General features: G+C 59.5%; 13 protein-coding genes and 1 pseudogene. 6 read left to right on the top strand and 8 right to left on the bottom strand.

Annotated elements, in window-relative coordinates; all coding sequences use genetic code 11:
• Positions 1-43: 43 nt before the first annotated feature.
• The 4 genes from ACJ8HH_RS10880 to ACJ8HH_RS10895 all read left to right on the top strand — a co-directional run bounded on the left by ACJ8HH_RS10880 (position 44) and on the right by ACJ8HH_RS10895 (position 3,836).
• Positions 44-1,081, top strand: a complete 1,038-nt coding sequence (locus ACJ8HH_RS10880; protein WP_060430485.1) for a LacI family DNA-binding transcriptional regulator — start codon at positions 44-46, stop codon at positions 1,079-1,081.
• Positions 1,082-1,352: 271 nt separating this feature from the next.
• Positions 1,353-2,588 (top strand): MFS transporter, encoded by a 1,236-nt coding sequence (locus tag ACJ8HH_RS10885; protein ID WP_170929829.1) that lies wholly within the window; start codon positions 1,353-1,355, stop codon positions 2,586-2,588.
• A 21-nt stretch (positions 2,589-2,609) separates the two neighbouring features.
• Positions 2,610-3,371, top strand: coding sequence for an SDR family NAD(P)-dependent oxidoreductase (locus tag ACJ8HH_RS10890; RefSeq protein ID WP_060427879.1), 762 nt, complete (start codon positions 2,610-2,612; stop codon positions 3,369-3,371).
• A gap of 48 nt (positions 3,372-3,419) precedes the next feature.
• On the top strand, positions 3,420-3,836 hold the full coding sequence (locus ACJ8HH_RS10895) for an RbsD/FucU family protein (protein WP_197766235.1): 417 nt from the start codon (positions 3,420-3,422) through the stop codon (positions 3,834-3,836).
• A gap of 51 nt (positions 3,837-3,887) precedes the next feature.
• On the opposite strand, the gene ACJ8HH_RS10900 is transcribed toward ACJ8HH_RS10895, so the two are convergent.
• On the bottom strand, positions 3,888-5,231 hold the full coding sequence (locus ACJ8HH_RS10900) for a colicin-like pore-forming protein (RefSeq protein ID WP_033647825.1): 1,344 nt from the start codon (positions 5,229-5,231) through the stop codon (positions 3,888-3,890).
• A 374-nt stretch (positions 5,232-5,605) separates the two neighbouring features.
• On the opposite strand from ACJ8HH_RS10900, the gene ACJ8HH_RS10905 reads away from it, so the two are divergent.
• Complete coding sequence (locus tag ACJ8HH_RS10905; protein ID WP_060436449.1) at positions 5,606-6,319, top strand: cysteine hydrolase family protein; 714 nt, start codon at positions 5,606-5,608, stop codon at positions 6,317-6,319.
• Between the two features lie 52 nt (positions 6,320-6,371).
• Positions 6,372-7,355, top strand: coding sequence for a GlxA family transcriptional regulator (locus ACJ8HH_RS10910; protein ID WP_060437433.1), 984 nt, complete (start codon positions 6,372-6,374; stop codon positions 7,353-7,355).
• Here the strand turns inward: ACJ8HH_RS10910 and umuC are convergent.
• From umuC to ACJ8HH_RS10945, 7 genes and pseudogenes are all read right to left on the bottom strand, one after another.
• On the bottom strand, positions 7,292-8,578 hold the full coding sequence (gene umuC / locus ACJ8HH_RS10915) for a translesion error-prone DNA polymerase V subunit UmuC (RefSeq protein WP_060427876.1): 1,287 nt from the start codon (positions 8,576-8,578) through the stop codon (positions 7,292-7,294). The genes ACJ8HH_RS10910 and umuC overlap by 64 nt on opposite strands.
• Positions 8,579-8,782: 204 nt before the next feature.
• On the bottom strand, positions 8,783-9,544 hold the full coding sequence (locus tag ACJ8HH_RS10920) for a TonB family protein (RefSeq protein ID WP_197766331.1): 762 nt from the start codon (positions 9,542-9,544) through the stop codon (positions 8,783-8,785).
• Between the two features lie 220 nt (positions 9,545-9,764).
• Entirely contained in the window at positions 9,765-10,682 is a 918-nt protein-coding gene (locus ACJ8HH_RS10925; RefSeq protein ID WP_033647829.1) for a FecR domain-containing protein, read from the bottom strand.
• A gap of 17 nt (positions 10,683-10,699) precedes the next feature.
• Positions 10,700-11,212 (bottom strand): sigma-70 family RNA polymerase sigma factor, encoded by a 513-nt coding sequence (locus ACJ8HH_RS10930; RefSeq protein WP_025303329.1) that lies wholly within the window; start codon positions 11,210-11,212, stop codon positions 10,700-10,702.
• Between the two features lie 167 nt (positions 11,213-11,379).
• Positions 11,380-13,917: a TonB-dependent receptor gene (locus ACJ8HH_RS10935; RefSeq protein ID WP_060438532.1), complete on the bottom strand. Its 2,538-nt coding sequence runs from the start codon at positions 13,915-13,917 to the stop codon at positions 11,380-11,382.
• Between the two features lie 95 nt (positions 13,918-14,012).
• Positions 14,013-14,447, bottom strand: a complete 435-nt coding sequence (umuD, locus tag ACJ8HH_RS10940; protein ID WP_033635060.1) for a translesion error-prone DNA polymerase V autoproteolytic subunit — start codon at positions 14,445-14,447, stop codon at positions 14,013-14,015.
• 188 nt (positions 14,448-14,635) lie between these two features.
• Positions 14,636-14,806 (bottom strand): annotated as a pseudogene (locus ACJ8HH_RS10945) (SOS response-associated peptidase family protein); the annotation flags it as partial.
• Between the last annotated feature and the right edge of the window lie 208 nt (positions 14,807-15,014).

Raw genomic sequence — 15,014 nt, forward strand, 5'->3', positions numbered from 1 at the left:
CTTATAGATTGCAGGCTAACGGCAGGCAGCAAGGTATCGGCAAATGGCAAATATTCGAGATGTCGCGCGGTTGGCCGGCGTGTCCATCAGCAGCGTGTCGAACCTGCTGAATAACCGCAGCCACCAGATGAGCGCGCAGACCCGTGAGCGCATCGAACAAGCGATGGCGACCCTGGGGTATCGGCCGGCCCGAACGGCGGCGTTACCCGCACCGCAGGCGAAGATCATCGGGCTGCTGCTGCCGTCGATCGTCAACCCGAGCTTTTCGGCGCTGGCGCATGCGGTCGACGGTGCGGCGCGGGCTCACCGTTACCGCGTCTTGCTCGGCAACGCCTACCGCCAAGAACAGGAAGAGGCCGCGTTTATCGACGATATGTTCCTGCATGGCGTGCGCGGCATCATTGTGGCGGCGAGCGACATTCGCCAGACCCATTTTGTCCGGGCCGCCGAGAGAGGCATGAAGATCGTCAGCTACGACAGCCCGTTCGCCGAGCAGATGGCCACCGATGCCCGGCTGTTCGACAGCGTATCGATGGACAATATCGCCGCCGGGCGCCTGGCCGCGCAGCACCTGCTCGAACGCGGCTGCCGACACATTGTGTTCGCCACCGAAGCGACGCTGACCGTCGGGCGCAGCCACAAGATCGACGGTTTTCTAAGTGCGCTGGGGCACAGCCTGAGCGAACGCCAACGGGTGATCGAAGGCAAAGCCAACAGCGCCTACGGCGACACGGAAATGTTCGAATTAGGGCTGACGCTGGCGCCGCGCGTGCTCGCGCTGACGCCGCGCCCGGACGGCATCGTGGCGATTAACGATGCGCTGGGCATCGGGCTGATGGTGGGGCTGCGCGCCGCCGGCGTCCAGGTGCCCGCAGACATCTCGGTGATCGGCATCGACAATATCGCGCTGGCCGGCCTGGCCGAACCGGGGCTGACGTCCGTCAGGCCGCCGCTGGCGGAGATGGCGCAGCTGATGGTCGAGCGCCTGATCGGCCGCATCAACGATGATGCGCAACCGCCCGGCGAGTTTCTCTTCCCGCCGACGGTCATCAGCCGGCGCTCGGTCAAAGCCGCCGGATAACTGAAATAACAGCGTCTTCCCCAGCCGATGCGCCGCGGCATCGTCCGGATCGGTGTCAGCCAAAAACAAAGGAAAAGGCCGTCGGGCTTAAGGGATGCCCGCGTCTCAATGAATCAGCGTCGTGCCGTTATTTAACGTTCAGCTCAGGGTAATGAGCCGGGCCTCTATTATTCCGATTAACCACATTGGAAATATCAAAATGAAAATAAGCAAGCCGCAGGATATTGAACGCAGCGCTATCAGGAAATTGACGCTGCATATTGTCCCCCTCATGATTTTATTGTATTTCCTGGCGTTTCTCGATCGCAATAACATGGCCTACGCCGCCAAAGCGCTGGAAGATAACCTGGGCCTGACCGCCTCGGCCTTCGGCTTCGCCTCCGGGATTTTCTTTATCGGCTATTTCCTGTTTGAAATACCCAGCAACGCCGGCACCATTAAATTCGGCCCGCGCATCTGGTTCGCCAGAATATTAATTTCCTGGGGCATCTTCGCGACCCTGCTCGGCTTTGTACGCACGCCGCTGGAGCTGTATATCTGCCGTTTTATGCTGGGCGTGTGCGAAGCCGGATTCTTTCCCTCGGTGGTGTATTACTTTACGGTGTTCTTCCCGGAAAAATACCGCACCAAAATTCTCGGCATGTTCATCATCGTCCAGCCGCTGTCCAACGCCGTCGGCTCGCCGATTTCCGGCTTTATTCTCAATATTCAGCATGACTGGTTCGGGTTCGCCCCCTGGCAGCTGCTGTTTATCCTCGAAGGGTTGCCGCCGATCGTCATCGGCCTGCTGATCCCGTTCCTCATCAAGAACTCGCCCAAGGACGTTGGTTATCTGAACGTGGAGGAAAAGGCCTGGCTGATGAGCAACGCCGGCCGCTCCAAATCCGGCTCTAAAATCACGCTGGGCGACTTCCTGAAAGGGATGAAGAACAAGAAATACCTGCTCTACGCACTGCTCAACTTCGGCATGGTGTGCGGCATTTACGGCTTCGGCACCTGGCTGCCGTCGATCATTACCGCCCTCTCCGGCGGCGATATCTTCCGCGTCAGCCTGCTGGCGCTCATTCCCTACGGCCTGGCCGCGCTGCTGGTGTACCCGTGGAGCCTGTGGGCCAGCAAAACCAAAAAGCTCGGCGTATTCGCCGGCCTCAGCATGGTGGTCGCTGCTATCGGCCTGATGGGGGCGGTGACGTTTTTTAAATACGATCCGCTCGTCGCGCTGTCGTTCCTGTGCATCGCCGCTATCGGCATCTACACCGCCGTACCGCCGTTTTTATCTATGCCCGCCAATATTTCCACCGGCGCGGCCGCGGCCGCCGGGCTGGCGGTGGTCAGCTGCATCGGCAATATCGGCGGCTTCGTCGCGCCTTATGCGGTGGGCGTGCTGAACGATCTGACCGGCAGCAGCGCGCCGGGGCTGTTTTTCCTGGCCTCGTGCCTGCTGGCCACCGGGTTGATCTGCATTTTCTACTGCGCGAAACAGCGTGAAGGCGTCATCAATACTTAACGAACCAATAAGGAGTCAATCATGGGCGATCTTGCGGGCAAAAAGGTGTTTATCACCGGGGCGGAACAGGGCATCGGCCGCGCCACCGCAGAGCGGCTGATCAAGGCCGGTTGCGACATCTATTTTCACTATCACAGCGACGAAAGCGGCCCCAAAGCGCTGGTGGCGCTGGCCCATTCATTGGGGCAAAAGGCCGCTTACGGCTACGCCGATCTCATCGATAGCGACGAAACGCTGCGCTGCGTCTCGGCCGGCGCCGAGTTTCTCGGCGGCATCGATATTCTGGTCAATAACGTCGGCGGCATCGTCGGGCGAAAATGGCTGGGCGAGATCGACCGCGCCTTCTGGCAAACCGTGATCGACGTGAACATGACCACCATGCTGAACGTGACACAAAGCGCGCTGCCGTTCCTTAAGGCGGCAAACGGCGCCAGCATCGTCAACCTGGCGTCGCAGGCCGGCCGCGCCGGCGGGCACTCTGGCTCGCTGGTCTATTCCGCCACCAAGGGCGCGGTGCTCACCTGGACGCGCTCGCTGGCGGCAGAGCTGGGCGAATACGGCATCCGGGTGAACGCGGTGGCGCCCGGCCTGATCCTCGGCACCCGCTTCCATAATCGCCACACCACCCAGGCATCGGCGGAGGAAACCGTTCGCGCCATCCCGCTGGGCCGTGCAGGCACGCCGGACGACGTGGCGCGCGCCATCGCCTTCCTGGCGGCAGAGTACGACGGCTTCATCTCCGGCGCCACCCTCGACATCAACGGCGGCATCTACCGCATGTAATTCAGCCGCGGGCGGCACGGCTGCCGCCCCCTATTCAGGTATCGCCTTATGATTAAATCCTCCATCACCCACCCGCCGCTGCTCGCCGCGCTGGCGCAATGCGGGCATAAAACCCAGGTACTGATCGCCGACGGCAACTACGCCTGCGTGACGCACGCGCCGAAAGACGCCACCGTGGTCTATCTGAACCTGGCGCCCGGCACGCTCGCCGCCCCGCCGATCCTGGAAAAGCTGCTGGCCTGCATCAACGTGGAAAGCGCCGCGCTGATGGCCTGCCCGCCGGACTTCACCAACACCATCGAAGCCGAATATCGGCAGCTGCTGCCGGCACAGTGCCCGGTCGAACATCTGCCGCGCGAGGCGTTTTACGCCGCGGCCAAATCGGATCGGACGCTGCTGGTGATCGCCTCCGGCGAGCAGCGCCGCTTCGCCAACCTGCTGCTGACGGTGGCGCCGGTGGTGTGAAAAATGGACATGTCGATAGGATAAAAAGAGGGGGCTCCCCCCCTCTTGCGGTTACAGATCCACAATCAGTTTTTCCAGTTCTCCTGCAAGAGCCGCATCGATATAGCTGGTAGCCCAGCCAAACAGATAAGCGAATGCAAAAATGCCCACCGTCGACGACACCAGCGTCGGCGCGAAAAACGCGGCGATAGCGGAGAGCGTGTAGCCTGCCCCGATGGACAACCCGAGCGCCTCAAGCTGATTACGGAACGCTTTCCAGCTGCCGGTAGAGAAACCCTCGATCGCGGCGTTTGTCAGGTCCGCCCCTTTAATCGCCCAATCCACGCCGGTAAACGCCTTGCCCAATACCCGCGCATTGCGGGCATACTGTTCCGCATCGATCTTTTTCAACCAGGCGACAATCGCCGCTTTATCCTGCGCCTTGAGCTTTTTGTTCAAGCCCTTCGTCAATTGCTCGTAGGTTTTTTCCGCATCCTGCACATTGCGGATATATCTGCCTTGAATTCCTGCCTCCAAATCCTTGGCGAGCTTGGCGTATTTCGCGCCGAGCTTTTCCGCAATGTCTTTATTGATGCCGGCGGCCAGGCTGACGCCATCCTTGATCGCTTTTAATTCCGCATTTTGATATTCGACGAACTCCTTAACGATATTTTTTACCGTGCCTGGAGATTTCACCGGCTTACCGTTGGCATATTTCACCTCCATGCCATTCAGGTTATCCCCTCTCACCACGGCGATAAACGCGGGCCGGTTCTTATTGGCCTTATAGTAGAGACTGTAGGTCGCCATTCCGGCTTGCTTTTCCACCTTCAAATGATGAAAGCCGAAATAACTCCCGGTCGTGCGGGTCGTCGAGAACTCACCGCTTTTGCCGTTACCATGCCAGCCGTTGACGGGCCGATCGCGGTGTGAGTCTGTCACGAAACTGCCTAACGAAGAGGCGCCGATCTGCCCGGCGTTCAGGCCATTACTACCACCTTTACCGGGGGTTGAAGTTTTGCGCGCATGGCCGGTTTCGATATCCCCGATCGCCACCATTCCGCCCTTGGCGTTGACTCCCATCACCAGTCCACCCAGGCCAATGTGCTTAGCCTGATCGGCCGTCAGACCTGTGGCAGAAAGGCTCAGCGTGCCGGACGGGCTGACGCTTTCAATACGCAATTGTGCATCCGGGTTGATTCTGCGCGCCGCCTTGATCACCGCCGCCAGCTTCATGCGCAACGCCGGATCGTTTTGGATCGCCGCTATCTGTTGCTGTTCCGGGCTGTTGCCAACACTGGCGCCGCCGCGATCGCCGGAATGGCCCTTATCACCGCCCCCAGGTTCTGGGCCCGTACCACGTTCAGAACTCCAGTTAGTTCCATCCCCTTTACCGCCATAATTAAATCCAGGCATATGCTTAATCCTTATTTCTTTATTATCAACATACCGAGAAATACGCACGACGTAATTCTCGGCAAACCAATTTTTAACTGCCCGTCCGTTATAGAAATTCACAGCAACAAGAACAATGCATGGTGGCTGTGTGGCAGATCAAACAAAGAGAAACGGCGTTAACGACAGAAATATGACGACCGAAAAACTTGATAGTCATAAATAGAAGGCGCTTACAGGAGGGGGGATATGCTACGGTTTCCGATCCCGATTCAGATAACAGCCGCACACGAATTTGGCCCAAAAATACCGAATGTGGTCACCTGCCCTACTCTTGCACGATGAGCGGATGGCAAATAATGGCTCCCGAACTTATCGTTAACAGGAGAGTACAAATGAAAGCTTTGGTTCATGCCACCTTGCTGGCCGCCATGATGGGCGCCGCTTCCTTCAATGCATTGGCTCAGGAGACCGAGAACGTGAATAGTAAAACCATCAGGGCCATGTCGGGCGCCCCCGCCACCACTAACCTGTCCGCCGCCAAAACGGCGCTGATCGTGGTGGATATCCAGAATGAATATTATGCAGGCAATAACTTCCGCGGCAAGATGGTTATCCCGGATGGCCAGAAGGTGTTGGATAACAGTAACAAGCTGGTTGAGTTCGCCCGCAAAAACGGCATGCCGGTCTATTTCGTGCGGCATCTGGGGCCGGCCAACGGCCCGCTGTTTGCCGAAGGCTCGGTCTACGCCGAATTCCATCAGGCGCTGCAACCCGCTAAAGGGGATGTAGTGATCACCAAAGCGACGCCGAGCGCGTTCGTCGGCACCGATCTGGATGCGCAACTGAAGAAGCAGGGCATCAAAACGCTGATTGTGGCCGGTTTGATGACGCACATGTGCATCTCTTCTACCGCACGCGACGCGGTGCCGCTCGGCTATGATGTGCTGATCCCGCAAGACGCGACGGCGACGCGCGATCTGGACGACGGCGCGGGCGGCGTGGTCGATCACCGCGTGTTGCAGCGGGCGGCGCTGGCCGCGGTGGCGGACGTGTTTGCGGAAATCAAAACTACCGAGGGCATCCTGGCGCTGCCGGTGACCAAATAAGGTTCAGCACGCCGCTCCCCGGCGGCGCACACTGCAAGAGGCGTTATCGCGGATGAAAATAGGCATTGTGGTTTTCGACGGCATCATTCCCTTTCACCTTTCGGTGCCCTTTGCGGTGTTTGAAAAAGTGCTGGCGCCTTCAGGCGCGCCGCTGTGCGAACTGACCCTGTGCGCCGCCGAACCTGGCGAGCTGAAAACCAATGCCGGTTTTTCCATTGTGGTCAACCTTGGACTCGGCGCGCTGAGCGGCATGGACATGGTGATCGTACCCAGTTGGGACAATCCGGCCCGCCAGCCGGAACCCGCGCTGCTGGATGCGCTGTGCCATGCCCATGCCGCCGGCGCCACCGTCGTCGGCCTTTGCATGGGCGCATTCGTGCTGGCGGCGGCGGGCCTGCTGAATCATCGCCGGGCCACTACCCACTGGCGCTGGCTGCCGGACTTTCAGCAACGTTATCCGGCGGTGCTCGTCGAAAATGACGTGCTGTATCTCGATGAAGGGGATGTCGTGACGTCGGCCGGCACCGCCGCCGGCATCGATTGCTGCCTGCACCTGGTGAGAAAACGCTGGGGCGCGGACATGGCGGCGCAGGCGGCGCGCCAGTTGGTGGTGCCCCCTCACCGGCAAGGCGGACAATCGCAGTATGTCGCGCTGCCGGTGCAAAATACCCGCCAGGGGGATAACTTTTCCTTGGCGCTGGCCTGGGCGATGGAAAACCTGCATCAGACGCTGTCGTTGGATAGTCTCGCGCAGAAAGCCTGCATGAGCCGCCGCAGCTTTACCCGCCGGTTTCAGCAAACCACCGGCACCCGCTTTTCGCTTTGGCTGCTGAATCAGCGCCTCATCGCCGCACAGCGTTTGCTGGAAAAGAGCGACTGCTCGGTGGAAACCATCGCGGAAAAGGTCGGCTTTCCCTCTACCACCTCATTGCGGCGTCACTTTCTTAAGCAACTGAACACCTCGCCCTCGCGCTACCGGCGTGAGTTTCGCGGCGACAGCCGCACCACCGGAATATCCGCCAGCCGGGTGGTGTAGGCCGGCGACAGCATTTCGCGCTTCATTTGCCACGGCTTGACGATCCCCTGCCCGGCGAACCACACGCGCCCGCGCCCCTCCTGATTCAGGCGATCGAGGGTCGCCATCAGCCGCTCGCTGTTGCGACGCGGCGGGCAGTCGTCGAACAGATCGATCTGCGCCATGGCGGCGGCGCTGAAATCCCCCAGCACCACGCCGCCCTTCAGATAACGCCGCCCTTCCTGCCAGATGCTTTCCAGCGCGCGCACCGCCATGGCGATGATGTCGCGGCTGTCGTTGCTCGGCGTTTGCAGCCGGGCGGTGCCCATATTGCTGTAATACCCCTCGCCCGCCGAATGCGGGCTGGTTTTGATAAACACCGACACGTTGCGGCAATAGCGCTTTTCCTGCCGCAGCTTTTCGGCGGCGCGTTCGGCGTAGCTGCAGATGGCCTCGCGCATGTGTGGGTAATGCGTCAGCCGCTGGCCGAACGAGCGGGAGCAGATGATCTGCTCTTTGGCGGCCGCCTCATCTTCCCACCGCAGGCACGATTCGCCGCGCAGCTCGCGTATCGTGCGCTCCAGCACCACGCTGAAGGTTTTACGCGCCAGCCGGGTATCGCAGTCCGCCAACTGCAGCGCGGTGTGAATACCCATCGCCTGCAGCTGGCGAGTCAGGCGGCGCCCCACGCCCCATACCTCTTCCACCGGGATCAGCGCCAGCAGCTTGCGCTGGCGCGCCGGATCGGATAAATCCACCACGCCGCCGGTGCCACGCCATTTCTTGGCGGCGAAGTTGGCCAGTTTGGCCAGCGTTTTGCTCGGCGCAATGCCGACCCCGACCGTTAAATGCAGCTCGCGCCGGATGCGATCGCGCACCCGCCGGCCGAACTGCTCCAGCGCTTCGCAGTGCGCCACGCCGTCCAGCCGCAGAAAGGCTTCGTCCAGCGAGTAGATCTCCACCGCCGGCGCCATCTCTTCCAGCGTATCCATCACCCGGCGGGACATATCGGCGTACAGCGCGTAGTTGGAGGAGAACACCGCGACGTTACGGCGGCGCATCTCCTCTTTAATTTTGAAATAAGGCGCGCCCATCGGCACGCCCAGCGCCTTCGCCTCGGCGCTGCGGGCGATCACGCAGCCGTCGTTGTTGGACAGCACGATCACCGGCCGCCCGCGCAGATCGGGCCGAAAGATGGTCTCGCAGGAAGCGTAGAAGCTGTTGACGTCTACCAGGGCGAACATGGTTACTGACCTTTCCTCGTCAGAAGACAGGCCGGCGTCATCGTCAGTGGGTTGTTATTCATAACGGCACCAAATTACTGTTCATGCATACAGTATTTGTATTTTTCTGGTGACGATCAAGTAGAAACCACCCCATCGCTGCTATCCGTTTGATGCGCTTTGGCTTTTAACTCAGCCTCCGTTTACCTGGAGCCGAGTTTTTCATTAACGGCGAACTTCACGCAGATCGAAACGAATCGGAATGTTCACGCTGAATTCCGCCTGCCCCGCTGCGATCTCGTTGCCGGGCGCGGGCAGTGGAGAAGCGCGCTGCGGTAACTGAAGCGCCTCCCGGTCGAGCGAAGCAACCCCACTCGATCGCAATAGCTTCACACCCAGCACGTTCCCCTGCCGATCCAACGTCACGGCAACCTGAACAATGCCCTGGCGCTGCTGGCGTACCGCCAGGGCCGGGTAGCGTTTGAAACGGCTCAAATGCGCCAACAGCAGGCCGCTCCAGACCGAGGCATCCTGGCTCGGCTGCGACGCCACGCTGGTTTGCGGCGCGGCAACACGCTTTCCATCCAGAGACGGCGGCGCGCTGGTGCTTGATGCTATTGAGCTTACAGACGCTATTTTTTCCTGTTCCTTTTGCCTTGGACGCGGCAGTTCCGTCTTCGGTCTGATGGGGTCGTTCCGTTGCCCTTTGGCCTTGCTCTGCTGCTCCGTCGCACGCGGCGCATGAATCAGCGGAGGCATCGCCGCCTCCGGTTCCCGGTTGGCCTGCCGTTGCGCCACCGCCTGCACCTGGCGCACGCCGGTTGGCATCGGCTCTGCGTTGGGGATCGATTCCGCCTGCTCGGCAACCATCATCAACACCATCGGTTGCGCCGCGGGCAGCAACGGTGGCACCAGGTGATAACCAAGGCCAAACAACAACGCACCATGCAGACCCAACGCCAACACATTGGCGGTAGCCCAGCGCAATCGCCCGCCTGTAGGCGGTAAAGATAAATCGGCAGGTAATACGTTGTGATTCAACATGGAAAACGATACTCAGGTTAAGCGTGAAACAGACCAACGTACGCAGCGGTCAACGGCGGTCGGGGTATGTCAGAAAGGTCGTTTAGGCACGCGGCACCGGGCAGGGAACGAGAAAGAACAGACTAAACGAAAAGGAAATACCCTAATGGCAGAGTAAAAAACTTTATGACACGGTAATGAAGTATTTTGACAGCATATTTACCCTAACCGGCAGCGCACCGGGCAGAGCCGCAATGACGCGCTCGGGGTCAGCCAGCGGGAACGCACCGGAGAGCCGCAGGCCGGCGACCTCCGGCCGGCAGCGAATAACGCCCTGACGATAACGCCCCAGCTCCATCAGGAAGTCGTCCAGCCGCATGTTGTCGGCCAACAGCATGCCTTGCCGCCAACCGGGCTCTTGCGTCACGCGGTACGGATCGCCAATGCCTTGCCGGCTTAATCTGCCGCCCTGACCGGCGTTGAGCACCGCGTTCCGATGCGCCGGCGAAAGGATTGTGACCCGGCCAAGATAAACGGCGATATCACTGTAGGTTTCCCACAGGCGAACGCTGAAGCGAGCAGCCTGCGCCACGATCTCGCCCTGCGGCAGCCTCACCGTCAACGCGCCGCTTTCCGGCGGCAGATTCACCATCATTTCACCTTCCAGCAATGCGGCCTGCTGAAGGCTGACGTTAACCGCCGTTTGCGTGTTCAGCATCAACTGCGCGCCATCCGCCAACGCGACGGTTTGCTGCTCCCCCACCGCCGTGCGGTAATCCGCCAGCCAGGGGCGCCATGGCAGCGCGCCAGAACCGATGCCAACCGACCCTACCACGCCGATGGCCGCCAGGCTTCTCAGCAACCGGCGGCGTTGCGGGTTTGGCAACTGCGACAGACTACGCTGCGCCGCCGCCCCGTTAAGCAGAGAAAAACGGGATGAAAACGCGGCGATATGCCGCCAGGCGCGTTCATTTTCCGGTTTCGCCTGATACCAACGCCGCCAGTTTTCCCTATCCGCGTCGCTTGCCTCTTCCGACATCAGCTGGGTTAACCAGGCGGCGGCCTCACGCGCGCTCTGCCGATCGATATCCGATTCCATCATGGGTTCCGCACCTGCCGTTACGCCGCCAATGCAAAGAAACAGTGCAAATTGGCGCGCTGCAGATATTGTTTTACCGAACTGGTCGACACCCGCAAACGTTCAGCGATGTCGCAATAACGCATGCCCTGCAGGTGCGCCAACAGGAAAGCCTCGCGAACGTGCGCCGGCAATCCGTCCAACGCCTGATCCAACTGTTCGAGCATTTCGAGGGTTTGTTGACGGACCTCCGGCGAGGGCGCCTCGATCGCCGGCAGCTCGCTCAAGGCCTGCAGATAGCTCTCTTCGATTGTTTTACGTCGGTAATAATTCGCCACCAGCCGGCGCGCCACGGTCGCCAGGAAGGGGCGTGGTTGCCGAATGGCAAGCAACTGCGGACTCAGTAAAATACTGATGAACGTATCCTGCGCCAGGTCTTCGGCGTGATGCGCGCACCCGACCTTCTGTCTCAGCCAATGGCATAGCCAACTGTGGTGCTCAAGGTAAAGCTGTTGAGCAAACCCGTTGGCTGCCGCGGCCTCTTTCCTTGCCATTCGGTGACACCAATTGATAATGAGATTGAAAATGATAATTATTATTATTTTAAAATTGTAACTTCTGTGTCAAGCGATTGCTGATGATTTATAAACGGCGAAAAAGTAGGGAAATACGGGAGAGAAAACGTGAAAAGGGGCCCAAATGGCCCCTGTTAGCAGGATATTCAGAAACGTTGGCTAACGCTAAACTTGATGTTGCGCCCTACGCCGGACACCGATTCTCCCAGGTAAGGGTAATAATCGCGGTTGAACAGGTTGTCCACCGCGACGCGAGCTTCGAAGCCCTGCAAACCGCTGGGCTGCCACGAGGCGAACAGGCCGTGCAATGCATAACCCGACGTTTTCGGCAGCGCCCAGACAACGGCCATCGGATCGCCGTCGGCCGGTGAACGATCCTGTTTACGCACAAAATCGCCGGTCCAGCCGAAGGCCATGTCCCACTGCGGTACTTTCATACCTAGCATCGCGTGTGCCGTAACGGGTGGAATTTCGGCAATCCAGGTTTCGTTGCCCCACGGATCGCGCGGTGAAGCGTCGCGTTTGCCGCGAATCGAGGAGAACGACAGGCTGCCGAACAGGCTTTCGCTGTCATAAAACGATTCGAGCTCCACGCCCTCAATGGTATAGCCCGGCAAGTTGCGATAGTTCGACAACGGTTGCCCACATTGGCCCCCATGCCGTGCGGCGTCGCACACTACGCCGCGACGATAGAAAATCTCGTCCTTGCCGCGATTGCGGAACAGCGTAGTGCGGATCTGCAGGCTGTCTCGCGCCATCAACACATCGTTGAAGTCCAGCACCGCGCCAAGGCGCACGCCCGTCATGCGTTCCACCTGCAGGCCGCGGCTGGTGCCGGGCACGCTGGAAGCGGCGTATTGCACTTCGTACTGTTCGTCGATCACCGGGGCGCGCCAGGTGCGGCTAACGTCGGCAAACAGGGACAGATTCGACGTCGCTTTCCACATCACGCCCAAATGCGGCGACCAGCCGGTATAGGTCACGCTGCTGTAATCATGGCCCACGAGCGGATCGCTGTCGTTATAGCGCGGCGCCCGGTTCGGTTGCCCGGTATTGGTCACATGATCGTAACGCACGCCCGGCGTCACGGTCAGGCTGCCGAAACTGACCGCATCCTGCAGATAAACGCTGCGGGTTTCCTGTTCGCCCGCCGGCATGTAATACGGCTGGAAATAGCCGTAGTTGTAACTGGCGTTTTTCACCTGCGAGGGGTAATACATCAGTGTATCGCGCTGATGTTTATGCCAACGCGCGCCGAGCAACAGCTTGTGCTCCAGCGGCCCGCTGGCGAAACGGCTTTCATTGCTGACGTCAAACTGCCGATCGGTATAGTTCACCCAGCTTTCATTGCCCAACGTACCGAGATAGCTGAACTTTGAAGCGGAATCCGGCCGCTTGTCATGCTGTTCTGTCTTCGAATAGGCATAAGACAGCGTCAGATTCAGCAACGGCTGCGCTTCCGGCGCCAGATTCCATTTCACCGAGTAATTGGTGTCCGTCTGGTCGCGATACACCAGAATGCGGCGCCACGCTTCTTCCCGGCCATATTTATCGATATCCGCCTGGCTGGGCGCGGCGATATCGTCCCGCTTGGCGGCAAAAGGCTGCCAGCCATCGGAATCGGAGCGCATCGCCGATAGCGTCAGCGTTTGCGCCTCGCTCAGATAAATATTGGTTTTTAACAGGTAGGAAGCCTGATCGTTGGCGGAATAGGCAAAGCGCGTGCCGTCCGGCCGCTTCAGGTTGCCGCCGTCACGCTTGCTCATGTAGATCAAACCGTCGGCGAATCCTTCCGGCGTACGGCCGTACAACGCGCCGCTGTAAATGCCCTGGCGATCGTTGGTGTGGTAGCTGTATTTCAGCAAGCCGCCAAAATCTTCGCCCGGCAGCAGCATATCCCCGGCATCTTTGGTCTCCAGCGTAATGGTTCCGCCAAAGCCGCCATTGCCGTTCAACAGATTGTGCGGCCCCTTATCGACCTCAACCTTTTTCAGCAATTCGGGTTCAATAAATACCGAACCCTGCCGATATTTCTCAAATCCCTTCGGCGCCCCGTCCAGCACCACCTTCACATCTTCCATGTCGCCCATGCCCCAGATATTCAGGCTTTGGCCACCCGGGCGCGGCGATCCCGCCATCCCTACGCCGGGCAAGCGATCAAGCAAACTGGCGATGTTATCGGCCTGTACGCGTTCGATGTCTTCTTTATCCAGTACCGAACGGCCGGCGGCGACGCTGTCGGACAAACCGCCGACCACCGACAGTTCCGGTATCGTCAAAGGCTGAACCGGCCCGGCGTCGACCAACCGATATCCCTGTGCGGTTTGCTGAGCGCGCAATCCGCTGCCCGCCAACAGCGTATTGAACGCGTCGGTGAGGCGGTAATGTCCCTGCAGGCCCGCGGTGCTTTTTCCACGCGTCTGTTCGGGCGTGAAAATCACTATCACGCCGGCCTTAGCGGCCGCCGTCTGCAAGGCGGGCGCCAGATCACCGGCGGGAATGGCGAAGGAAAGGATAGCGGGCTGTTCGACCGCCGAGGGTGGTGCCGACGCATCGGGCGCCGCCATCGCGGAGGTGAGCATGCCCGATAGTGCGCATCCTATCCCGATAGCGACGCGTTTCCCGGTAATGCGTTTGGCTGATGTGAACGTACGCCCTGCGCCGTTCTTGTTTTTTATGGCCATGAAGGATTCCCCTGAGTGTATTGAACTGGAAACTCAGTAGAGAGGTCACGCCAACGAAAAGATCGGGCAGAAAAAAATGAAAAAAAGGGCCGAAGTCACCGCGCCGCGTAGACGATAAAGGTCACCACGCCGAAGATCTCCAGCTGCGCCTCATCGTCGAACACGATCGGCGCGTAGGCGGGATTCATCGGCAACAGCCGCACGTCGGGGTGGCGTTGCAGCTTTTTGACGGTGAATTCCCCGTCCACCGCGGCGATCACGATATTGCCGTGCTCCGGCGTCAGGGCGCTGTCGACGATCAGCAGATCGCCATCCTGGATATTGCCGTCGATCATCGACTCGCCGCTGGCGCGCACGAAATAGGTGGCGTTGGGGTGCCGTACCAGCAGCTTGCCGATATCCAGCCTGCTCTCGACATAGTCCTGCGCCGGGGAAGGAAAGCCGCAGGCCACGCGATCGGCAAACAGCGGTAACGTCAGGGGTTCACCTGGTGAAAAAGCATACAACCTTGAATTGCTCAGCATAATCATAACCAAACTGTATATTTATACAGTTAAGCATAAACAAAACGCGAACGCGTGCAACCCCCAATCCCCCTGCGGATCACGCTTTCCCGCGTAATATAATAATTTTCTGAGTGATTTTTCCTGCAGCTTTTGGCGTTCTTCGCGTGTGTTTACACACATGATACCCACCAAAACTGTGGATAATGCGGCACTCAGACCGTTGGCGTATCGATGGGCAGGATGAGTGAGGGATTGTCATTGCGAACGGCGCCGACGGCGGGCGATACCGGTTGCCAGACGAAATCCTCTGCCTGCAGGCTGTACACGTCAGCCTGCATTTGACCAGAGGGCGGGACTAAGCGGGTGTCGCGCGCGGCCGTCGGTCTCTGCTGCGTACAGCGCCGCAAAGAACAGCGGCAGGCCTTGCCTCACGGGAGGAACGGCGGACGGCCTTACAAAATGACGCCAATAAAATTGCGACTGGCAATGGCATCAATGGGACGGCCAGAGACGAAAGTCAGTACGTTATGCCAGGAGCTTGGGATAACCCGACAAACGCTGTACCGCCACATTTCCCCTGATGGTCCACTG

The sequence above is a fragment of the Serratia sp. CY32780 genome, from assembly GCF_052169135.1.
Taxonomy (GTDB): domain Bacteria; phylum Pseudomonadota; class Gammaproteobacteria; order Enterobacterales; family Enterobacteriaceae; genus Serratia; species Serratia sarumanii.

Coding starts and splice junctions, on each gene's coding strand:
- ACJ8HH_RS10895 (WP_197766235.1), top strand. CDS start 3,420: ATGATTAAATCCTCCATCACCCACCCGCCGCTGCTCGCCGCGCTGGCG.
- ACJ8HH_RS10925 (WP_033647829.1), bottom strand. CDS start 10,682: ATGATGGAATCGGATATCGATCGGCAGAGCGCGCGTGAGGCCGCCGCC.
- ACJ8HH_RS10935 (WP_060438532.1), bottom strand. CDS start 13,917: ATGGCCATAAAAAACAAGAACGGCGCAGGGCGTACGTTCACATCAGCC.
- umuD (WP_033635060.1), bottom strand. CDS start 14,447: ATGATTATGCTGAGCAATTCAAGGTTGTATGCTTTTTCACCAGGTGAA.
- ACJ8HH_RS10900 (WP_033647825.1), bottom strand. CDS start 5,231: ATGCCTGGATTTAATTATGGCGGTAAAGGGGATGGAACTAACTGGAGT.
- ACJ8HH_RS10890 (WP_060427879.1), top strand. CDS start 2,610: ATGGGCGATCTTGCGGGCAAAAAGGTGTTTATCACCGGGGCGGAACAG.
- ACJ8HH_RS10880 (WP_060430485.1), top strand. CDS start 44: ATGGCAAATATTCGAGATGTCGCGCGGTTGGCCGGCGTGTCCATCAGC.
- ACJ8HH_RS10930 (WP_025303329.1), bottom strand. CDS start 11,212: ATGGCAAGGAAAGAGGCCGCGGCAGCCAACGGGTTTGCTCAACAGCTT.
- ACJ8HH_RS10905 (WP_060436449.1), top strand. CDS start 5,606: ATGAAAGCTTTGGTTCATGCCACCTTGCTGGCCGCCATGATGGGCGCC.
- umuC (WP_060427876.1), bottom strand. CDS start 8,578: ATGTTCGCCCTGGTAGACGTCAACAGCTTCTACGCTTCCTGCGAGACC.
- ACJ8HH_RS10910 (WP_060437433.1), top strand. CDS start 6,372: ATGAAAATAGGCATTGTGGTTTTCGACGGCATCATTCCCTTTCACCTT.
- ACJ8HH_RS10885 (WP_170929829.1), top strand. CDS start 1,353: ATGATTTTATTGTATTTCCTGGCGTTTCTCGATCGCAATAACATGGCC.